This window comes from Hymenobacter metallilatus (genome assembly GCF_003944705.1).
GTDB lineage: Bacteria > Bacteroidota > Bacteroidia > Cytophagales > Hymenobacteraceae > Hymenobacter > Hymenobacter metallilatus.
On sequence record NZ_RWIS01000001.1, the window covers coordinates 760,828 to 781,603 of the forward strand.

Below are 20,776 nucleotides of genomic sequence, written 5' to 3' on the forward strand. Positions count from 1 at the left end.
TGACCAGGCTACCCGGCCGCAGGTGTACCCGTTGAGGCTCACTGCATAGCTGCCAGGGGTTGCGTACCTTTGCTGCATTTTAGCAGCCTATGTGGAGGAACCTCGCCTTATTCGTCATTAAGAACCGCCGCCTACTGGTTGGGCTGTTGGCAGTTATTACGGTGTTTATGGCCTGGGAAGCCCGCAAAATCGAAATGACCTACGATTTTGCGCAGGTTGTGTCGCCCACTGATCCGGACATGGTGTACTTCCAGCGCTTCAAGCAGAAGTTCGGGGAGGATGGCAACGTACTGGTGCTGGGGATGCAGGATAGCTCGGTGTATCAGTTGGGCAACTTCAATGAGCTCCGCATTCTGACCGATACCCTAAGCAAAGTGGAAGGCGTGAATGGGGTGCTGGGCGTGACGCGCCTGCCCCGGCTGATGAAAGATACGGCCACCCAAACGTTCCGGGCTGAGCCTATTTTCCGGCGCTTTCCGGGTAGCCAGGCCGAACTGGACTCCTTGATGCGGGTGGTAAACTCCCAGGAGTTTTACAAAGGCCAGCTGATTTCGCCCACTACCGGGGCCACGCTGCTGGCCCTTACCATGGACCCTAAGTATCTGAATTCCTCGCGGCGGGAAGCGGTAATGCAGGAAATCCTGGGCCATGCCGAGCAGTTCCAGAAAAAAACGGGCATCCGGATGCACTACGCCGGCCTGCCCTACGTGCGGGCCACCATGACCACCAAAGTGGCCTCGGAAATGAAGCTGTTTGTGGCCCTGACCATTGCCATGATGGCTCTGACCCTGCTCATGTTCTTCCGCACGTGGTCGGCGGTAGTGTTTCCGCTGCTGATTGTGCTGATTGTGGTTATCTGGTGCATTGGCAGCATGGTACTGATGGGCTACAAGATCAATCTGCTCACGGGGCTGATTCCGAGTATTATCATCGTCATTGGCATTCCCAACTGCACCTACCTGCTTAGCCGCTACCACTACGACTACCGCAAATCGGGCAACCAAGTGCTGGCTATGGCCCGGGTAGTGCGCAAAATAGGGCTGGTTACACTCATGAATAATACTACCACGGCCATCGGCTTCGTGGTGTTCTGCTTTACCAACATTGCCATTCTGTTCCAGTTCGGGGCGGTGGCTACGGTCAATATTTTTGTGGCGTTTGCGGTGTCGTTTATTCTGATGCCCATTGTGTTCACCATTCTGCCCCCGCCCACGCCCAAGCAGCTGGAACACCTGGAAGCCAAGCCGCTGATGAAGCTGCTGGAGTTTTTCGATTACCTGGTGCTGGAGCGTCGGCGCACGGTGTATGCTGCGGCGCTGGTGCTGCTGGTGCTGGCCTCGTTCGGGGTAGCCAAGGTGCGTTCCGTGTCCTACATGGTGGATGATTTGCCCAAAGACTCTTCCGTAAATTCCGATTTAAAGTTCTTTGAACAACATTTCAACGGGGTAATGCCCCTGGAGCTGGTAGTGGATACGGGTAAGGACAAGGGCCTGCTCAAGCTCAAGAACCTGGAGCGCATAGACCGCCTGGAGAATTTCCTACGCACTCAGCCGGTGCTGACTACCCCGGTAAGTGTTGTTACGGCGCTAAAGGCCTCTACCCAGGCTTTCTACAACGGGAGCCCCGAATTCTACCGCCTGCCCGACAATTCGGAAAAAAACTACGTGTTCAGCTACCTGGCCCGCTCGCAGAACGCCAAAGGCTCGGAAGGCCAACTCACCAGCAAGCTGCTCCGCTCCTTTACCGACAGCACCATGCGGGAAGCCCGGATTTCGCTGAAAATTGCGGATATCGGCTCCCATAACCTCGATACCCTGCTCAACAACCGTATCCGTCCCGAAATCAAAAAGATTTTCAACGGGACGGGTATGGATGTGAAGCTGACTGGCACTACCATCATCTTCACCAAGGGCAACGAGTACCTGATTGGCACGCTCAAGGAAAGCCTCATTATTGCCTTTGTGCTGGTGGGGCTGGTGGTGCTGATTCTGTTTCGCAGCATTCGGGCGGTGTTCTTTACGCTGTTGCCCAACTTCTTCACCCTGCTGCTCACGGGCGGTATTATGGGCTACTTTGGCATTCCGCTGAAGCCCAGCACGGCCCTCATTTTCAGCATTGCCCTGGGTATTGATGGCGACAACTCCATTCACCTGCTAGCCAAGTTCCGGCAGGAAATGGCTGCCAACGGCCGCCGCGTGAAGGCCGCCATCAGCACCACGCTCAGCGAGGCCGGCACCAGCATGATTTATACCAGCATTGTGCTGTTTCTGGGCTTTTCGGTGTTTGCCTTCTCGGAGTTTGGCGGCACCAAGGCGCTGGGCCTGCTCATGTCGGCCAGCCTGCTCATTACCAACTTCTCCAACCTGATTCTGCTGCCCTGCCTGCTGGTTACCTTCGAGCACGGCAAGGACGAGGACGTCATCGACCAGTCGGGCATCAAGCACTACGACGACAACTACCACGAGGAAGACGACGACCTGGAGCTCAACCTGAGCCGCATGCAGGTGCAGCCGAAACTGAACGGTCAATAAGCCTTTACTACTCAATTCCACCGTCATGCTGAGCTTGCCGAAGCATCTCTACCGCTTCGTTCTCACGACTGAGTTAGTCTGAGGTAGAGATGCTTCGGCAAGCTCAGCATGACGTTCTGATACAACGACCCTCCCCACAAATGAACTACCCCGAATTCAAGCAGCCGCTCAACTACGGCCAGGTCGGCACCGATATCCTGGCGTGGTGGAAGCAGAACGGCATCTTTGAGAAGAGCGTGAGCACCCGCGAAGGGCAGCCTACGTTCGTGTTTTACGAAGGCCCGCCCTCGGCCAACGGCGCCCCCGGCATCCACCACGTTATGGCCCGGACGGTGAAGGACATCTTCTGCCGCTACCAGACGCTACTGGGCAAGCAGGTGCACCGCAAAGGCGGCTGGGATACCCACGGCCTGCCCATCGAGCTGCAAGTGGAGAAGGAGCTGGGCATTACCAAGGAGGACATCGGCAAGAAAATCAGCATTGAGGAGTACAACCAGCGCTGCCGCGAAACCGTGATGCGTTTCAAGCAGCAGTGGGACGACCTCACCGAGAAAATGGGCTACTGGGTGGACCTCGACGACCCCTACATCACCTTCGAGCCCGAGTACATTGAAAGCTGCTGGGCTTTGCTCAAGAAGCTCTACGACAAGGGCCTGCTCTACAAAGGCTACACCATTCAGCCCTACTCGCCGGCCGCCGGCACCGGTTTGTCATCGCACGAGTTGAACCAGCCTGGCACGTATCGGGACGTGAAGGATACGACCGTGGTGGCCCAGTTCAAGGTGAAGCGGGACGAGAAGTCAGAGAAGCTGTTTGCTGGCGCGGATGAAGCAGTTGAAACCTTTATCCTAGCTTGGACGACGACGCCCTGGACTCTGCCCGCCAACACTGGTTTGGCAGTAGGGAAGAACATTCCCTATGTACTGGTGCGCACGTTCAATCCGTACACGTACGCGCCCATCCGGGTGGTGCTGGCGAAAGCCTTGGTGAGCAAATATTTCACGGAAAAAGGCGCTACTGCCGCCTTCGAAGAATACGTCAATAGTGACCATAAAGTCCTGCCTTGGCGCACTGAGGGAGAATTCACCGGCGCCGACCTCGTGGGCATCCGCTACGAGCGTCTCTTCGGCCAGGAGGCCGGCTTTCCGGCGTTTGAAGGCGAGGAAAACGCTTTCCGCGTAATTCCCGGCGACTTCGTAACCACCGAAGACGGTACCGGCATCGTGCACATTTCGCCCACCTTCGGTGCCGATGACTTCCGCGCTGCCCAGTTGGCCGGCGTGCCCGCCCTGCTGGTAGCCGACGACGAAGGCAAGCTCGGCCCCATCGTGGACCGGACGGGCCGCTACGTGCCCCAGATGGGCGAATTCGGGGGCCGCTGGGTGAAAAACTACGACGGTCACGACGAGTCGGCTGCCGACTACCGCACCCTCGACGTGGACATCAGCATCCGCCTCAAGGAGCGGGGCCGCGCCTTCAAGGTGGAGAAGTACGAGCACACCTACCCCCACTGCTGGCGCACCGACAAGCCCGTACTGTACTACCCCCTCGACTCCTGGTTTATCAAAACCACGGCGGTAAAGGACCGGCTCATCGAGCTCAACAAAACCATCAACTGGCAGCCCGAAAGCACCGGCACCGGCCGCTTCGGCAACTGGCTGGAAAACCTCGTCGACTGGAACCTGAGCCGCTCGCGCTACTGGGGCACGCCCCTGCCCATCTGGCGCACCCAGGACGGCACGGAGGAAATCTGCATCGGCTCCGTGGAGCAGCTGAAGGCGGAAATTGATAAGGCCGTAGCGGCCGAAATCATGACCCACAACCCGATTAAAGTTTCTGGTTCCTTGTCTCTGGTTTCTAGTTCGCAGGAAGGCGAAGACCAGCAACCAGCAACTAGAAACCAGAAACTCGATTTACACCGGCCCTACGTGGACGACATCTTCCTGGTATCGCCCAGCGGGCAGCCCATGTACCGGGAGCCGGACCTCATTGACGTGTGGTTTGATAGCGGCGCCATGCCCTACGCCCAGTGGCACTACCCGATTGAAAACGAAGGGCAGTTCCGCAAGAACTTCCCCGCCGATTTCATTGCCGAAGGCGTGGACCAGACCCGCGGCTGGTTTTTCACGCTGCACGCGCTGGCCGTGATGCTGGAGGATTCGGTGGCCTACAAGAACGTAATGGCCAACGGCCTGGTGCTGGATAAGAACGGCAACAAGATGAGCAAGCGCCTCGGCAACGCCATCGACCCGTTCACGACCATCCAGCAGTACGGCCCCGACGCCACGCGCTGGTACATGATTGCCAACGCCCAGCCCTGGGATAATCTCAAATTCGACCTCAACGGCATCACGGAGGTGCAGCGTCGCTTCTTCGGCACGTTGTTCAACACCTACTCGTTCTACGCCCTCTACGCCAACCTCGACGGCTTCCAGGCCCGCGAGTTCGACCGGGTGCCCTACGCCGAGCTGAGCGAGCTGGACCGCTGGATTCTGAGCAAGCTCCAGTCGTTGATTCAGGAAGTGCGCGGCTACTATGATGGCTACGACCCCACCAAGGCCGCCCGCGCCATCCAGGATTTCGTAACCGACCAGCTTTCCAACTGGCACGTGCGCCTTTCGCGCCGCCGTTTCTGGAAGGGCGAGCTGACCCAGGACAAGAAAGCCGCCTACGAGACGCTGCAGGAATGCCTGGTGGTGATTTCGCAGCTCATGGCCCCCATTGCGCCCTTCTTCGCCGAGTGGCTGTACCAGAACATGATGGGGGAGAATGATGAATTAGGAATGATGAATGCTGAATTGACTGCGCAGAAGCCACAATTCAGCTCTCATAACTCATCATTCATAACTCGTGCAGAATCGGTGCACCTGACCTTGCTGGTGCAGGCCGACGAAGCCCGCATCGACAAGGCGCTGGAAGAGCGCATGGAGCTGGCCCAGCGCATTTCCTCACTCACCCACTCCCTGCGTAAAAAATCGGGGCTGAAGGTGCGTCAGCCGCTACAGCGCATCCTGGTGCCGGTATTCAACGACACTACCCGCGAGCAGGTGGGCAAGGTGGAAGACCTGATTTGCGCCGAGGTGAACGTGAAGCACGTGGAGTTTCTGGACGATACCAGCGGCGTGCTGGTGAAGTCGGTGAAGCCCAACTTCAAGCGCTTGGGCCAGCAGTACGGGGCCAAGCTGAAGGCCGTGGGGGCCCGCATCCAGCAGATGAGCGCCGAGGAAATCAGCCAGCTCGAAAAAACCGGTCAGCTGGCCGTGGAAATCGACGGCGAAGCCTATACCCTGGCTCCCGACGACGTGGAAATCCGCACCCAGGACCTGCCCGGCTGGCTGGTAGCCACCGACGGCCCCCTCACCGTGGCCCTCGACGTGACCCTGACCGACGAGCTGCGCCAGGAAGGCGTGGCCCGCGAGCTGGTGAACCGCCTCCAGAACCTGCGCAAGGACTCTGGCCTGGAAGTGCAGGACAAGGTGCGCGTGACGCTGCAGCAGCAGCCCGAACTGGAAGCCGCCGTGCAGTCGTTCGGCAGCTACATCCGGGAGGAAGTGCAGGCCCTGGCCCTGGATTTTGCTCCGGAAATTAGTGGTGGCTCAGTGCTGGAATTCGACGAGTTTTCCGTGCCCGTATTGCTGAATGTCGCAACTGCCTAAGCCTCAGAAGCCAACCGCCGCCCTGGAAACGGCGGTTGGCACACCGGCGCACAAAGTGTGTTGCAGCTTCTTTCAAACAGCTTAAAAGGGCACAAAATACCCTCCGAGCCATATACCAACGGTGTCGCAGCCGGGCCATGCCCGTACGCAGCGAAGTCCAAAATTCTTCGTCACTTTGTGCTACGAGAGGGGAGAGGTACCAGTCCTGACACCCTGTCAGGGCGAAGTCTCACTTCTCACTTCTTGCCTCTCACCTCCTTAGAATGAAATACTGGAAGTACTACCTGGTGGCCCTGCTGGTCATCCTTGTTGATCAGCTCTCCAAGTGGGCCGTGCACCACTACATGCCCATGGGTATGCCGGGGGAAATTCCACTGCTCGGCAGCTGGTTTAAGCTGCACTACACGCTCAATCCGGGCATGGCCTTTGGCGTAGAGCTGCCGCCGCCCTACGGCAAAATTCTGCTCACCAGCTTCCGGTTAGTGGCCGTGGCGGGTATTGCCTACTATATCTACCGTCTCTGGAGGCAACGCGCCCCCAACGGCCTGCTTGTGTGCATCGCCATGATCCTGGGCGGGGCTTTGGGCAACGTTATTGATTCGATTTTTTACGGGGTCATTTACAACAATGCGCCCTACAATGCTCCCACGCCCTGGTTCCATGGGCAAGTGATTGACATGCTGTACGTGGACATCTACGAGGGGATTCTGCCGGCCTCCTGGCCGCTGGTGGGGGGCTCCCATGTGTCGCTCTGGCCCATTTTCAACATTGCCGATTCGGCTATTTTTGTGGGTGTGGCCCTGATTCTGCTGTTCCAAAGCCGCTTTTTTGCCCAGCAAGAGGAAGCCAAGCCGCTGGCCGCCGACGATGCCCAAGCCGCCCAGGCCCGCCGCGACGCCGAAGCCTCGGAAATAGCATAGAGCAACCTCGATAAACGTCCAAAAGGCCCGCTGAAACTGTTTCAGCGGGCCTTTTTAGTTCGGTATAACGTCATGCTGAGCGCAGCCGAAGCATTTCTACCGCTTCGTTGCACAGGTAATCAAACGAAGCGGTAGAGATGCTTCGGCTGCGCTCAGCATGACGTCTTTTTCAGCCTGATGTTCTTTCTTACTCCGCGCTTACTTGTCGTCTGTACTCTTACCAGCTATAATGCACCAGCGGCTTGATACGCTGCTCGTAGATGGCTTGTACGGCCTGCATCTGCTCCGGCGTGAAGGCAGGAAGCTGGGCAGCCTGCAGGTTTGATTGAAGCTGCTCGGGACGGGATGCGCCGGGGATTACGCAGCTTACTTCCTCAAACATCAACACCCAGCGCAGGGCCACTGGGGCCAGGTTAGGCTGGTCGGGAAATGCCTTCTTCAACTCCTCTACGGCTACCAGGCCGGTTTCATAGTCCACTCCCGAGAAGGTTTCGCCCTTGTCGAAGGCGGCCCCGTCGCGGTTGAACTGGCGGTGGTCTTCGGGGGAGAAGGTGGTGTGGGGCGAAAATTTGCCGGTGAGCAGGCCGCTGGCCAGGGGCACGCGCACAATCAGGCCCACATCCTGTCGCTTGGCCTCCCGAAACAGCAGCTCGGCCGGCCGCTGCCGGAACATGTTGAAGATGAGCTGAATGGTGGTGACGTTACTAAACGTCAGGGCCTTAATGCCTTCCTCTACCTTCTCCACGCTCACGCCCAGGTTCAGAATCTTGCCCTCATCCTTGAGCCGGTCGAACAGCTCAAATATTTCAGGGCGGTAGAACACCTCCGTGGGCGGGCAGTGCAGCTGAACCAGGTCCAGCGTATCCAGCTGCATGTTGCGCAGGCTGTTTTCCACGAACCGGCGTAGGGCAGCGGGCTGGTAGGCCTCGTTGGTATGCGGCTGCAGCTGGCGGCCGCACTTGGTGGCCACGTACACCCGCTCGGAGCGGCTGCGCACGAGCCGGCCCACCGCCTTTTCACTTTCCCCGTCGCCGTACACGTCGGCGGTATCAATGAAGTTAATGCCCGAATCGACGGCGCTGTTGAGGATGGCGTCGGCCGTGTCGTGGCTGAACGGGTCGCCCCATTTGCCGCCCACCTGCCAGGTGCCAAGGCTGATTTCGGAGATGTTGAAGCCGGTTTTGCCGAGTTTGCGGTACTGCATGAGTGGTAGGAAACAGAATGATGATGATTTTTCAGAGGCTACGGCTTGTCATTCCAAGTGCAGCGAAGAGTCTGAGTTAGCCGCTTATAATCAACTCAGATTCTTTCCTGCGCTCAAAATGACAGGCTTCCTGGCCTTACATGAACAACTGGTGCTTACGCGAAACACCCGGGGCAAGCTACCGCGCATCGGCCTATCTTTACCTTTTTCCGCTTCGATTCTCGTCGCCGTGTCCCAGCCCATCCTCTCCGTTCGCAACCTCACTATCGACTTTCACAGCCACCGCGGCAACACGCGGGCCGTGCAGGATATTTCCTTTGAGCTGCACCGGGGTCAGACGCTGGCCATTGTGGGTGAGTCGGGCTCGGGCAAATCGGTAACCTCCCTGGCCCTGATGGGCCTAATTCCGCTGCCCCCCGGCCAGATTGTGTCGGGCGAGGCCCGGTTCCAGAGCGAGGCGCTGGGGGAGGTAGACCTGCTCCAGCTCACGGACCGGCAGCTGCAGCAGGTGCGCGGCAACGACATCAGCATGATTTTTCAGGAGCCCATGACCTCCCTGAACCCGGTGTACACCTGCGGCAGCCAGGTGGTGGAAGCCCTGCGCCTGCATACCCCGCTCACCGCCAAGCAGGCGGAGGCCCGCACCGTGGAGCTGTTTACCATGGCTCAGCTGCCGCGGCCCGAAAAGATATTTGCCAGCTACCCCCACGAAATCAGCGGGGGCCAGAAGCAGCGCGTGATGATTGCCATGGCCATGGCTTGTAACCCCGCCATTCTTATTGCCGACGAGCCCACTACCGCCCTCGACGTGACGGTGCAGGCCCAGGTGCTACGCCTCATGGACGACCTGCGCCGCCAGCACAACACGGCCCTCATTTTCATCACCCACGACCTGGGCGTGGTAGCCGAAATAGCCGACCGCATTCTGGTGATGTACCGGGGCCGGGTAGTGGAGCAGGGCCCGGTGCTCGATATCTTCACCAACCCCCAACACCCCTACACTAAGGGGCTGCTGGCCTGCCGGCCAAAATTATCGGTGGGCCGAAAAAAACTTCCAGTAGTAGCCGATTTCATGCAGGAAACCGCCGACGGAGGCTTCATTGCTACTGAAACTGCCGCCGCGCAAGTAGTTGAGCCTGTTGCCGGTGAAAGCACCAGCGCAACCTCTCACAGCGGCCCCGAAACTACCAAAACGTTCCCCGTGGAACATAGTGTTTCACGACCTGTGGAACCATATTTTGGCCTGCAAACAGCCCCGGGGCTGGAATCGGGCCAACCTCTGTTGTCTGGTGTGGCCGTGCCGGAGCCCCAAGGCTCAAGCCCTGGGCAGGTTAGTGGAGTGATGACCGGTGCGGAAGCCACGCCGGAGCCCTCCGTAGCCCTGGGTTTCGACCTTGGAACGCCTGCGCCAGCCGCGCCGACAACGAATAACCCACAACCCACAATCCACAACGCCCAGCCTATTCTCCGCGTTGAGAACCTCAACGTGCACTTTCCCATCCGCAAGGGTTTTTTTAACCGGACCAAGGAATTCGTGCGGGCCGTGGATGGGGTGAGCTTCGATATTTACCCCGGCGAAACGGTGGGGCTGGTAGGGGAGTCGGGCTGCGGCAAAACCACCCTGGGCCGTACGCTGCTGCGGCTGGTGGAGCCCACTTCGGGTAGCATTCTGTTTGATGGCATAGACCTGGCCACGCTGCCCGCCGAGGAGCTGCGCCGCAAGCGCCGGGAGTTTCAGATGGTATTCCAGGACCCCTACGCCGCCCTCAACCCCATGATGACCGTGGGTGAGGCCATTCTGGAGCCCATGCGCGTGCACGGTGTGGGTGGCAGCCGGCAGCAGCAGAAGGACCGGGTGCTGGAACTACTGCGCACCGTGGGCCTCCGGGAGGAACACTACCTGCGCTACCCGCACGAGTTCAGCGGGGGCCAGCGCCAGCGCATCTGCATCGCCCGGGCCCTGGCCCTGCAGCCCAAGTGCATCATCTGCGACGAATCCGTATCGGCCCTCGACGTATCGGTGCAGGCCCAGGTGCTCAACCTGCTCAACGACCTCAAGCGCGAGTTCGGCATCACCTACCTGTTCATTACCCACGACCTCTCGGTGGCCCGCTTCATGAGCGACCGGCTGCTGGTGATGCGCCAGGGGAAAATCGTGGAAAGTGGTCCCGCCGCCGACATCTACGCCAACCCCCAACACGAGTACACCCGCCAACTGCTGGCCGCCATTCCCAAAGACACCCCCGCCGATATCCGCGCCGCCGTAGCCAGCCGGGCATAGTAGAACGTCATAAGTTGTGCATCCTCTTCGCCAACCAAACCATGCACCTTATCTACCCCTCATTGCCTTACGAAGTGCGTACTGTGGACCCGCTATGGGAACCGGAGTGCGCTTGGGCGCGGGAGCAGGGGTGGAGCGTAAGTTTGTACGACAGCGAAACCCCACGCCTGTGGTCGACGGCTGTAACAGCAGAGCCCGCTATTTATCGAGGCTGGATGCTATCCGCTGAGGAATATGAGTTGCTGGCAACACGGATAGCTTTGCGAGTATCAACGGTCAGCTATCTGGCTTCACATCAGGCTTCGGGTTGGTACGATATTATTCAACCCTTTACCTTCCCGAGTGTCTTTGGTACGGTCGCCACGGTGCCCGACTTTTCAGCCGGGCAGCGCTATTTTGTGAAAGGACTGGTGAAGTCGTTTGGCAACGACTCCGTGGTGGCTTCGCAGGAGCAGTGGATGCGACTATGCCGGGTGCATGAACTATTGCCAACGGAGCCGCTGTTCATACGGCAGTTCACCCCACTGCAAGCCGGTTCCGAGCGGCGCTTCTTTGTGGTGGATGGCGCGGCCTATGGCGCAGCCGGTATTCTGCTACCCGATGAACTGCGGCCGGTACTTGCGCTGCTACAGCCTCGCCTGTTCTATAGCCTGGATGTTGCCCTTACCGCCGCTGGCCAGCCGCTTATAGTGGAGGTGGGCGACGGACAGGTTTCAGACCTGAAGGAATGGGGACTGGCCGAATTCGGTAGCATAGTGCTGACAGCTTTAGCCCGCATAACGTAAGCATAACTGCCTATTTCATTCCCGGAATAGTTATTCCGCGCTATATTCCGTATCATCTCTCCGAAGCCCGAAGCCGGGCTGGATTACTTACCTCCGGGAAACCTCGTAGTAGTACTAGTTTCCCACTTACTCAACCCCGCCGCCTGCGAAAACGACACCTTCTGGCGGCTCCTTTTCTACATGAAAGAAAAAGACGAACCCGCCGCCCCCCGCGCCTCCCGCGCGAAGGCAGCCCCCCGCAACGAAGCCGTTGCGCCCTCCATTTCCCAGGACCTGGTGTTTCGCATCTTCCGCGACAACCCCGGTAAGGTCCTCTCTTACCGCCAGCTTTCCCGCCGCCTGGGCGTAACCACCAAAGAGCAGCGCGAGGATATCTTCACCCACCTGAAAAGCCTCAAGCAAAAAGGCCTGCTTAGCCTGCTCCAGAACGACGAGTACCGTCTTACTGACCCTGGTGCTGCCTATGCGGCTACGGAGCCCGCCAGCGGCCGCAAAACGCGACGCAACGAGCGGGACCCCTTTGCTGCTACCAACCGCCGCGCCGGCCGTCCCGTGGAAACGGAATTCGGGCAGGACCCCGTGGTACACCGCCGCCGCGAGGCTGGCTTCGACTTCCCCAACTCCGACGACCCCTCCACGCCCCACCGCCGCCCCCGGCCCGAGGGCGGGGGCGAGGTAATCACTGGCACCGTGGCCTTGGCTACTGCCTCCTACGCCTTCGTGATTTCGGAGGAAAGTGAGCAGGATGTGCGCGTGTTCACCGACCGCCTGAAGTTTGCCCTGCACGGCGACACGGTGCGCCTGCGCCTGCGCGGCTCCCGCGACGGCAAGCCCGTGGGCGACGTGCTGGAGGTAACCAACCGGGTGCGCCCCGAGTTGGTGGGCCGCCTCTACATGCAGGGGGCCGTAGGCTTCGTGAAGCCCGACAACCGCAAGGTGTACTTTGAGGTGATGGTGCCCGAGGAGCAGCTGCACGGGGCCCAGCACGGCGACAAGGTGCTGGTGCAGATTACCGAGTTTCCGGATGGTGACACCGGCCACCTGCCGGTGGGCGAGGTAAAGCGCAGCTTCGGTAAGGCCGGCCAGAACGAAGCCGAAATCAACGCCATCATGGCCGAGTTTGGTTTGCCGTTTGAGTTCCCCGCCGAGGTGGAGGAGGAGTCGGAAAGCATTCCGCTGGAAATCCCGCAAAGCGAGATTGAGCGCCGCCGCGACTTCCGCCACATCACCACTTTTACCATCGACCCGGTTGATGCCAAGGACTTCGACGACGCCCTCAGCATCCAAAAGCTCGATAACGGACACTGGGAAATTGGGGTGCACATTGCCGACGTGACCCACTACGTGCGCCCCGGCATGGCCCTGGAGAAAGAGGCCCGCTACCGCGCCACCTCCGTGTACCTCGTGGACCGCGTGATTCCCATGCTGCCCGAGCGCCTCAGCAACGGCCTCTGCTCCCTGCGCCCCAACGAAGACAAGCTGACTTTCTCGGCCGTGTTTGAGCTGGATGAGAAGGGCAAGCTGTACAGCTCCTGGTTCGGCAAAACCATCATCCACTCCGACCGGCGCTTCGCCTACGAGGAAGCGCAGGAGCGCATCGAAGGGCTGGACTCCGACTACACGCAGGAGATTCAATTGATGAACTCCATTGCCAAAAAGCTCTGTGCGCAGCGCTTCAAGCAGGGCGCTATCAGCTTCGAAACCCAGGAGGTGAAGTTCAAGCTGGACGCCGACGGTAAGCCGCTGGGCGTGTACGTGAAGGAGCGCAAGGATGCCCACAAGATGATTGAGGAGTTCATGCTGCTGGCCAACCGCAAGGTGGCCGAGTTCGTGTACAAGCTCAAGCCCCGCAAGCCGCGCCTGACCATGGTGTACCGCGTGCACGATGCCCCCGACGAGGACCGCCTGCAGAACTTCGCCCTCTTCGCCCAGAAGTTCGGCCACCAGCTGGACCTCTCCAACCCCAAGAAGCTAAGCGCCGAGCTGAACGATTTGAGCAGCGAGGTAGTGGGCCGCCCGGAGCAGAACGTCATCCAGACGCTGGCCATCCGGACCATGGCCAAGGCTACCTACACCACCGACCCGCGCGGGCACTTCGGCCTGGCCTTCGAGCACTACTCACACTTCACCTCGCCCATCCGCCGCTACCCCGATATGATGGCCCACCGCCTGCTGGAGCACTACCTGGAGGGCGGCAAAAACATGGAGGTGGAGCCCATTGAAGAAGAGTGCAAGCACTCCTCGGAGCGCGAGAAGCTGGCCGCCAATGCCGAGCGCGCCAGCATCAAGTACAAGCAGGTGGAGTTCCTTCAGGACCGCATCGGCGACCAGTTCACAGGCGTGGTATCGGGCCTGACGGAGTGGGGCCTGTACGTGGAAATCGAGGAGAACAAGTGCGAAGGCATGGTGCGCATTGCCGACATCCCCGGCGACTACTACGAGCTGGACAAGGACAATTACCGCTTGGTGGGCAAGAACAACAAGCGCATCATCCAGTTCGGCGACGAACTGCAGGTGGTGGTGAAATCGGCCAACCTGCTGGACCGTACCATCGACTTCGAGCTGGTGGACAACCGCCCCGATTCGGTGAAACGCCGGGAGCAGGAGGAGCGCGCCGCCAGCCGGGAAACCCGCCGCGGCTACCGCCCCGAGAAGAGCAGCAAAGGCGGCCGCCCCGGTGGCGGTGGTGGCAAGCCGGGCGGCAATAAGCGCCGCCGGTAGCCACCGTCATGGCAATGCCGAAGGACACTCCGCGCGTCAAGCGGTGTACATCCGTCCTTCTTCGGGTCCCTGACTCTCACATACAACAAAGCCCCCGATGCACTCAGCGTCGGGGGCTTTTTGCTGAGCTAAATTTGCTTTAGAAAATCACGGGAAGTGTGAGGGCCGTGGGCACTGGCTTGCCCTCGCGCCGGCCAGGCATGAACCAGGGCAGGCGGCGCACGCACTCTACCGCCGCGGCATCGTAGGCCGGGGAGAGGCCCTGGCCAGGCGCTACCTGCACTTCGGTCACCTCGCCCGTAACGGCTACCACGAGGTTCACCAGTACCCGGCCGTGCTGCCGGGGGCCGCGGGGGCGTTGCAGGTTCTTCCGGAGGAAGTTCAGCATGTTCTCCTGCCCACCGGCGAAAGCCGGCATGACCTCCACGTGTGTGTATCCGCCAGTAGTGAGCGGGAGAGAATCGACAACTATTGACGTGGTGCGGGAGGGAGCAGCAGCCGGCTTGGGAACTGGGCGGAGTAGAGACGTTACGGGAGCGGGCGGCCGGGCATCCCACCAGTTATAGGAGTTCTGGGCAAAGCCAGCGTGAGCGGCCAACAGGAGGGCTAGCAAAGCGGTTATTCGGAGTAGAGGTGTTGGCATGGCCTGGGGTGCTGTACGCACGCTACAAACGCCCAAACTCCTCTTCCCCGTATAGGCACTGGGGCAGTTGGCTTGCTGGTTTTCGTGGCTTCCCGCAACCTGCCGTACCTTGCTCATCTCAATCTTGACTACCTGTTAGTGGATCTGTCCTTCTTCTCCCAAAAACTTACGGCCGGCCTGTCGGGTCTCTCCTACGGCGAGCAGCCCACCACCCTGTACGAGCCCATCCGCTACATTATGGCGCTGGGCGGCAAGCGCATCCGGCCCCTGCTTACCCTGCTTGGGGGCCACCTCTTCACCGATGACCTGGATGCCTTGGTAAAGCCGGCCCTGGCCACCGAGGTATTTCACAACTTTACCCTGCTCCACGACGACCTGATGGACCAGGCCCCCCTGCGCCGGGGCCAGGCTACGGTACACGAGAAGTGGAACCCCAACGTGGCCATCCTCTCCGGCGACGTGATGCTGGTGCGGGCCTACGAATTGTTCCTGGATGTGCCCCCGCACCTGCTGGCCCATGTGCTGCGCCGCTTCTCCCAAACCGCCGCCGAGGTGTGCGAAGGCCAGCAGTGGGACATGGATTTTGAAACCGAAACCCAGGTCAGTATCAAGCAATACCTGGATATGATTCGGCTCAAGACGGCCGTGCTGCTGGGCTTTGCGCTGGAGCTGGGTGCCCTGCTGGCCGGTGCTTCCCGCGAGGATGCCGACCACCTGCGGCAGTTTGGGGTGGGCATTGGCGTAGCCTTCCAGCTGCGCGACGACCTGCTGGACGTGTACGGCGACGCTGCCACCTTCGGCAAGCGAGTAGGCGGCGACATTCTAAGCGACAAGAAAACTTACCTCCTGCTCACTGCCCAGGCTCAGGCCAACGACGCGCAGCGGGCCATCCTGGCCTGCCATATTGGCCAGCCCGTGCCCGATGCCGGTGCCAAGGTGCAGGCCGTGCGCGCCATCTACGACGAGCTCGAAATTCGCCCCCAGACGGAAGCTCTTATCAACGAGCACTTCCTGGATGCCTTGCAGCATCTGGAGCGCGTAATGGCCCCCCAAATGCGCAAAGAACCCCTGCACCAGCTGGCCTTACAGCTGCTGGAGCGGGAACAATAGTTTCCGGGGCCGGCACTGGCGTGCGGCCCCATTCCTTTCTTCTGTCTTTTTCCAGCCGCTGTGCTTATGGAACTCACTCCAACCGTGCTACTGGTCGCGTCGACCGTTGGTATATCTTTCTACGCCTGGTCTAACCCCACATTCTACGATAACTGGATCCTTGATCCTTACCGCACCAAGCGCAACAACGACTGGTACCGGTTTATCACCTCAGGCTTTCTGCACGCCGACTTCGGGCACTTACTATTCAATATGATTGCACTGTTTTCCTTTGGCCGGACAGTGGAGTTTATTTTCCTGCAGCAATTCGGGTTTGCAACGGGCATCCTGTATTTTCTGCTGCTCTACCTGGGTGGTATTGTAGTGTCGGATATTCCCACCTACCTGCGCCACCGCCACGACCCGGGCTACCGTAGCCTGGGAGCCTCGGGTGGTGTATCGTCGGTTGTCTTCTCTGCTATTCTATTCAATCCGCTCGGGAAAATGTTGGTTTTCCCCTTGCCCTTCGAGATACCCAGCTTCATCTTCGGCTTCCTCTATCTGGGCTACTCGTACTACATGGGCCGCCGCCGGGGCGACAACATTAACCACGACGCCCACTTCTATGGTGCTTTGTATGGATTGATACTCACAGTCGTGCTGCTACCTCAGGTCATAGGGCATTTCTGGTATCAGATTCAGGGTTTTATTTCGTAAATCATTGTAAATAAGATACTTAAATCAAGTATTTCATATCTGATTAAATCTATTTTGGCGGTGATGCGTACTGAGAGGCAACTCACTCTCCCAACCAACAACACCTTGTATCTTATGAACAAGATTCTCTCTCTCTCCAGTCGTGTCCCATTTTTTGGGCTCTTACTTTCTTTATTCACTTTGCCATTGCTTACGGCCTGTGGCAGCGGACGCCGCGCTGATGGTTCTTTAACCATTGCAGGCGTATTTTACTTGATCTTGGCCGTAGCAGCCTTTCTAAGCCTGATCAAGCAGGATTGGTCAATCGGTAAGAAAATCATCTGGGGTCTTATCATTTGGTTTTTCCCCTTTGGTGGTTCTATCATTTACTTCCTGTTCTCTGGTCGTAAATAAGTAGCACAGCTCACAACAGAAAGCCCCGATACTACATGTAGTATCGGGGCTTTCTGTTGTGAGCTGTGCTACTTACCCAGCAGGTGCTGCTTTTCCATGCGAGCTACGTGCTGAAGTATTTCGCTGATGTTAGTTATTTCTGTGGCCTGCCAATGGTCGCCCCGGTTCTGCATTTTGACTTCTAGTACCAACGTAGTATCGTAGCGAGGTTGGGTAAACTCCAGCCCAATAAAAGCCTGCTCTCCTTCCTCGCGGGAATATTTTACCCCCTTGAAAGAACTGTTTTTGCCTACCACTTTGTCGGCCAGCCCCAGTATCGACACGTTCATCATCTGGGTAGAAGAAGCATCGGCAGCGGCGGTGGCTGAGCCGGTTTCAACGTAGCGTTTTACCTCCTGGCGTGCTGCTCTGGCTAGTTGTGGTTTTAGGAGGCGCAAGGCCCCTTTCATGGCAAATCCGCCGGGGTTCAGCACCCCTAGGGCCGAGCCCTGCTCAGCTACTTGGTCGACTAGGCTACCCGTAACGCTGCTTACATCAACGTAGCGCTCAAATGCGGCAGCATCATGCTGTGTTACCGCTTTATAAGCTTGCATTAATGAGTATTCCGGTCCCGTGCTCAAATGCCGATAATACAGGTAGGCTCCACCGGCCAGGGCCAGCACCAGGAGCAGTAAAATGGTTCTTTTCATGTTTAAGTGATGGAATAAGAGGTAAGCAATTGCGTATGCTGGAATGAAAGCAAGTTTAGCACCTTTCCTGTCAAGCCGCTATGATTCTCACTTCCCCTGCTGGGTCTTATTTTCCCGAAATTCATGGTCATCGGGGTTGCCGTGGCCTTGCGCCCGAGAACACACTGCCAGCCTTTCGCCGGGCCTTGCACCTAGGCGTTGATGTGCTGGAACTGGACGTTGTCATAAGTGCGGACAATCAGGTAGTAGTTTCACATGAGCCGTGGATGTCGGCGGCCTTCTGCTTGGCGCCCAATGGAACTCCCATATCGCCCGATCAGCAACGCCAGCACAACCTGTACGCACTACCGTATGCCACCATTCGGCAGTACGATTGTGGCTCACGGCCCAACCGGCTCTTCCCGGATCAGCAGTCGGAATCTGCACCCAAGCCCTTGCTACGGGATGTGGTTGCCTTCGCCGATGCCCTGGCTCAGGAGTTAGGTAAGCCTCCGGTACGCTTTAGTATCGAAATAAAATCATCCCCGGCCGGCGACGGTATCTGGCATCCTGCACCAGCCAGTTTCCTAAACCTGGTGCTTGAGCAGTTCCGGTTGCTCGGTCTGGGGCAACGCGCAACGCTTCTGTGTTTTGATAAGCGTATTCTGCGTCTGGCACGTAGTGTAGCTCCGGATCTGCCTTTGTGCCTGCTGGTGGAGGATGAAAGGCCGCTGCATGTGCACCTGCAGGAATTAGGGTTCCTGCCCCACATCTACGGTCCCGACTTTCGATTGCTCTCGTCTGCTATGGTAGAGGAGTTGTTGCAGTTGCAGATAGGGTTGGTGCCCTGGACAGTTAACGAGCTTGCTGACTTACGACACGTGCTGTCCTTCAAACCACATGGCATTACCACCGATTACCCGAACCGACTTATTCAACTGCTTTCATAAGGCAGCTCAAATCCATATCTGTTGCGTTGGTGTACGGAAGCTTATGTAACATTCAGCTTCTTTGTTACAGATGTAACGAACGTTGTTTCATTTTACATCTGTGTTGCTTTACGCATTACAATGTATCTTATAACAAGATTCTGTATTGTATGTGTCATTACAGTGTTGTTATATACCGTACACAGTTGTTACTGTTTAATACATCTGTATATTTACACATTCACCCTACTGTTACCCTCGTTACTATGCCGCATCAAGGCGAAATACTGCAGGAAGCCATTAAAAACAGCGGAATTTCGATTACGCGCATCGTTGATGAGCTAGGTATTACACGCCCAACCATCTATCGTAAATTCAAAGACGATACGCTTGATTACGGATTTGTAAAAAGAGTAGGTGAAATTATCGGACATGATTTTTCACAAGACTTTACTTCGTTACAACAATCTGTACTGCCTTTTGTAAACAATACCATTACACAAGGTGTTACAAATAGTGTTACAAATACAGGCGTAAAGCCAATGTTACAAAGAGGTGTTACACCTCAACCCATTGAAACTGACGTTAACAAGCAGCTAATGCTACTTCAGCAGAAGTATATCGCTCTGTTGGAGGCGTACAATGAGCTGCTGTTAAAAGTGTACGGTCCACGTTGACAGATATGTTCCACGTGAAACATATCTGTCCTGGTTCCAATGCTACAGGCGGACAGGGTAGGGGGGATGCAGGAAGCAAATCATTGCTATACACTCAGCAGGCGCGAGTATGCTTTGTGTATTACAGGTGTACTGGTGGGAAAGCTAGGGAAGTAGGAGTGTTCTATAATCCTGCCCACCTGTAAAGCTCATTAATCTAAAAAATACATGCGCAGCCAGCCCGACTACCGTCCGGTTTCCTATTCCCGGGTAACCCTCACCGAGCTAATGATACCCGCCTACGCCAACTTTGGCGGTAAAATTCACGGCGGTATCCTGTTGTCGTTAATGGACAAAGTAGCCTATGCTGCCGCCTCCAAACATGCCGGTACCTACTGCGTAACGGTGAGTGTAGACGGAGTTAATTTTCTGCAGCCAGTAGAAGTGGGAGAATTGGTTTCCTTGCTGGCGTCTGTTAACTATGTTGGCCGTACTTCCTTGCTGGTGGGCATAAAGGTTATTGCCGAAGATGTGCGCAGTGGTACCGTTAAACATACTAACACCTGCTACTTCACCATGGTCGCCAAGGATGATGAAGGCCGACCCACGGTGGTGCCTGGGTTAAGTCTGGAAACTCCGGAAGACTCCCGCCGCTTTTTGGAAGCTATAAAGCGCCGCGAGTTCAAGGATCAGTACCGACAGGAATTCGATAACGTCCGTTCAAGGTTAGCACTGGTTGAGCAGCCTTACCTACTGGAAGGCGAGAGGTGTAGGGTTGATTACGATATAAACCAATAGCCGTGTTGGCTGAAGCCTGAGGTTGCCTAGGCTGTGGCTGTGTCTGAAAACGCTCAAGTGGTCCTGCTCATCTAGTATCCGCTTGTTGAAGCATCTTTACAGTTTCGTCTGAGCCGCTAAACGTAGCGGGAGAGATGCTTCGGCAAGCGGGTGCCAGATGAGCAGAATATTTAGTGAATCAGAACCGACTTTTCAGACATAGCCTGGTAAAAGCAGAGCTGAAGGGGAAAGAGAAACACGTAAGGTTAGTACAGGCAGTAAGTGAAAAAGCGGGGCTAAAAGCCCCGCTTCGTATTGTTCAATGCGCCTAAAAATCACGTTATACTTCTTCGTCGATATGGCCTTCCAATCCAAGGCGCTAAAGGAACACTACTTCCTTAATAATGTCTTCGCCGACCTCGGCGTTGAGATTTTCCAGCACCCGGGTTTTCGCCATAAACAACTCGTGTTTTAGGGGCGCCGAGGAAAGCCGTACAAAAAGCTTGTTGTTACTGACGTATACCTGCTGAGTTTTCATGGCCACGGCTTTGCCCATTACCTTCTCCCAACTGGCTACTACCATCACCTCATTCAGTTTGCCTTGCAGGCGGTAAGTCCGCAATAAGGCCGTAATTCCATCCTTCAGCGAAACAATGTCAGACTGACGGGAATTTTCGGAAGAGTATGGTTTTTTGAGTGCCATTATGCTTATTAACGCGCGTGGCCCGAACACGATAGGGCAGGCCCTCAAAGATACCACCACTTCAGGCCAGGTGGGTGCTGTGCCAAGCAAAAGAGCCATGGAC

16 protein-coding genes are annotated in these 20,776 nt (G+C 57.4%); 12 read left to right on the plus strand and 4 right to left on the minus strand.

Going from position 1 to position 20,776, the window contains the following annotated elements; translation table 11 throughout:
- The first annotated feature begins 89 nt into the window (after positions 1 to 89).
- From EI290_RS03040 to EI290_RS03050, 3 genes are all read left to right on the plus strand, one after another.
- Complete coding sequence (locus EI290_RS03040; RefSeq protein WP_125426576.1) at positions 90 to 2,531, plus strand: efflux RND transporter permease subunit; 2,442 nt, start codon at positions 90 to 92, stop codon at positions 2,529 to 2,531.
- Positions 2,532 to 2,671: 140 nt separating this feature from the next.
- Positions 2,672 to 6,187, plus strand: a complete 3,516-nt coding sequence (ileS, locus tag EI290_RS03045; RefSeq protein WP_125426578.1) for an isoleucine--tRNA ligase — start codon at positions 2,672 to 2,674, stop codon at positions 6,185 to 6,187.
- 263 nt (positions 6,188 to 6,450) lie between these two features.
- On the plus strand, positions 6,451 to 7,107 hold the full coding sequence (locus tag EI290_RS03050; RefSeq protein ID WP_125426580.1) for a lipoprotein signal peptidase: 657 nt from the start codon (positions 6,451 to 6,453) through the stop codon (positions 7,105 to 7,107).
- 217 nt (positions 7,108 to 7,324) lie between these two features.
- Here EI290_RS03050 and EI290_RS03055 read toward each other — a convergent pair whose 3' ends face one another.
- Positions 7,325 to 8,311, minus strand: coding sequence for an aldo/keto reductase (locus tag EI290_RS03055; protein ID WP_125426582.1), 987 nt, complete (start codon positions 8,309 to 8,311; stop codon positions 7,325 to 7,327).
- Between the two features lie 229 nt (positions 8,312 to 8,540).
- Between EI290_RS03055 and EI290_RS03060 the strand changes: the two genes are divergently transcribed.
- From EI290_RS03060 to rnr, 3 genes are all read left to right on the plus strand, one after another.
- A complete protein-coding gene (locus EI290_RS03060) occupies positions 8,541 to 10,592 on the plus strand; it encodes an ABC transporter ATP-binding protein (RefSeq protein WP_125426584.1) in 2,052 nt (683 codons plus the stop codon).
- Positions 10,593 to 10,957: 365 nt separating this feature from the next.
- The gene (locus EI290_RS03065; protein ID WP_125426586.1) at positions 10,958 to 11,377 is read left to right on the plus strand and encodes an ATP-grasp domain-containing protein; all 420 of its coding nucleotides are present in this window, start codon (positions 10,958 to 10,960) and stop codon (positions 11,375 to 11,377) included.
- Between the two features lie 180 nt (positions 11,378 to 11,557).
- Positions 11,558 to 14,098 carry a ribonuclease R gene (gene rnr, locus EI290_RS03070; protein ID WP_125426588.1) on the plus strand — a complete coding sequence of 847 codons (2,541 nt, stop codon included), beginning with the start codon at positions 11,558 to 11,560 and terminating at the stop codon, positions 14,096 to 14,098.
- Between the two features lie 139 nt (positions 14,099 to 14,237).
- Here rnr and EI290_RS03075 read toward each other — a convergent pair whose 3' ends face one another.
- A complete protein-coding gene (locus EI290_RS03075; RefSeq protein ID WP_221766225.1) occupies positions 14,238 to 14,711 on the minus strand; it encodes a TonB family protein in 474 nt (157 codons plus the stop codon).
- A 168-nt stretch (positions 14,712 to 14,879) separates the two neighbouring features.
- Between EI290_RS03075 and EI290_RS03080 the strand changes: the two genes are divergently transcribed.
- The 3 genes from EI290_RS03080 (at position 14,880) to EI290_RS03090 (ending at position 16,940) form a co-directional block, all read left to right on the plus strand.
- On the plus strand, positions 14,880 to 15,851 hold the full coding sequence (locus tag EI290_RS03080) for a polyprenyl synthetase family protein (RefSeq protein ID WP_125426590.1): 972 nt from the start codon (positions 14,880 to 14,882) through the stop codon (positions 15,849 to 15,851).
- A gap of 66 nt (positions 15,852 to 15,917) precedes the next feature.
- Positions 15,918 to 16,547: a rhomboid family intramembrane serine protease gene (locus tag EI290_RS03085; RefSeq protein ID WP_125426592.1), complete on the plus strand. Its 630-nt coding sequence runs from the start codon at positions 15,918 to 15,920 to the stop codon at positions 16,545 to 16,547.
- 114 nt (positions 16,548 to 16,661) lie between these two features.
- The gene (locus EI290_RS03090) at positions 16,662 to 16,940 is read left to right on the plus strand and encodes a PLD nuclease N-terminal domain-containing protein (protein ID WP_185816823.1); all 279 of its coding nucleotides are present in this window, start codon (positions 16,662 to 16,664) and stop codon (positions 16,938 to 16,940) included.
- Positions 16,941 to 17,008: 68 nt separating this feature from the next.
- On the opposite strand, the gene EI290_RS03095 is transcribed toward EI290_RS03090, so the two are convergent.
- Positions 17,009 to 17,629, minus strand: coding sequence for a DUF2939 domain-containing protein (locus EI290_RS03095; protein WP_125426596.1), 621 nt, complete (start codon positions 17,627 to 17,629; stop codon positions 17,009 to 17,011).
- Between the two features lie 80 nt (positions 17,630 to 17,709).
- Between EI290_RS03095 and EI290_RS03100 the strand changes: the two genes are divergently transcribed.
- From EI290_RS03100 to EI290_RS03110, 3 genes are all read left to right on the plus strand, one after another.
- Entirely contained in the window at positions 17,710 to 18,558 is an 849-nt protein-coding gene (locus tag EI290_RS03100; RefSeq protein ID WP_125426598.1) for a glycerophosphodiester phosphodiesterase family protein, read from the plus strand.
- A gap of 245 nt (positions 18,559 to 18,803) precedes the next feature.
- A complete protein-coding gene (locus EI290_RS03105) occupies positions 18,804 to 19,214 on the plus strand; it encodes a helix-turn-helix domain-containing protein (RefSeq protein WP_185816824.1) in 411 nt (136 codons plus the stop codon).
- 207 nt (positions 19,215 to 19,421) lie between these two features.
- Positions 19,422 to 19,991 carry an acyl-CoA thioesterase gene (locus EI290_RS03110; protein WP_246008832.1) on the plus strand — a complete coding sequence of 190 codons (570 nt, stop codon included), beginning with the start codon at positions 19,422 to 19,424 and terminating at the stop codon, positions 19,989 to 19,991.
- A 358-nt stretch (positions 19,992 to 20,349) separates the two neighbouring features.
- Here EI290_RS03110 and EI290_RS03115 read toward each other — a convergent pair whose 3' ends face one another.
- Positions 20,350 to 20,772 carry a DUF721 domain-containing protein gene (locus EI290_RS03115; RefSeq protein WP_246008833.1) on the minus strand — a complete coding sequence of 141 codons (423 nt, stop codon included), beginning with the start codon at positions 20,770 to 20,772 and terminating at the stop codon, positions 20,350 to 20,352.
- Positions 20,773 to 20,776: the final 4 nt, after the last annotated feature.

Excerpts from the sequence above, each read along its gene's own strand:
- EI290_RS03040 (WP_125426576.1), top strand. The coding sequence starts at position 90 with ATGTGGAGGAACCTCGCCTTATTCGTCATTAAGAACCGCCGCCTACTG.
- ileS (WP_125426578.1), top strand. The coding sequence starts at position 2,672 with ATGAACTACCCCGAATTCAAGCAGCCGCTCAACTACGGCCAGGTCGGC.
- EI290_RS03050 (WP_125426580.1), top strand. The coding sequence starts at position 6,451 with ATGAAATACTGGAAGTACTACCTGGTGGCCCTGCTGGTCATCCTTGTT.
- EI290_RS03055 (WP_125426582.1), bottom strand. The coding sequence starts at position 8,311 with ATGCAGTACCGCAAACTCGGCAAAACCGGCTTCAACATCTCCGAAATC.
- rnr (WP_125426588.1), top strand. The coding sequence starts at position 11,558 with ATGAAAGAAAAAGACGAACCCGCCGCCCCCCGCGCCTCCCGCGCGAAG.
- EI290_RS03085 (WP_125426592.1), top strand. The coding sequence starts at position 15,918 with ATGGAACTCACTCCAACCGTGCTACTGGTCGCGTCGACCGTTGGTATA.
- EI290_RS03090 (WP_185816823.1), top strand. The coding sequence starts at position 16,662 with ATGAACAAGATTCTCTCTCTCTCCAGTCGTGTCCCATTTTTTGGGCTC.
- EI290_RS03095 (WP_125426596.1), bottom strand. The coding sequence starts at position 17,629 with ATGAAAAGAACCATTTTACTGCTCCTGGTGCTGGCCCTGGCCGGTGGA.
- EI290_RS03100 (WP_125426598.1), top strand. The coding sequence starts at position 17,710 with ATGATTCTCACTTCCCCTGCTGGGTCTTATTTTCCCGAAATTCATGGT.
- EI290_RS03105 (WP_185816824.1), top strand. The coding sequence starts at position 18,804 with ATGCCGCATCAAGGCGAAATACTGCAGGAAGCCATTAAAAACAGCGGA.
- EI290_RS03110 (WP_246008832.1), top strand. The coding sequence starts at position 19,422 with ATGCGCAGCCAGCCCGACTACCGTCCGGTTTCCTATTCCCGGGTAACC.
- EI290_RS03115 (WP_246008833.1), bottom strand. The coding sequence starts at position 20,772 with ATGGCTCTTTTGCTTGGCACAGCACCCACCTGGCCTGAAGTGGTGGTA.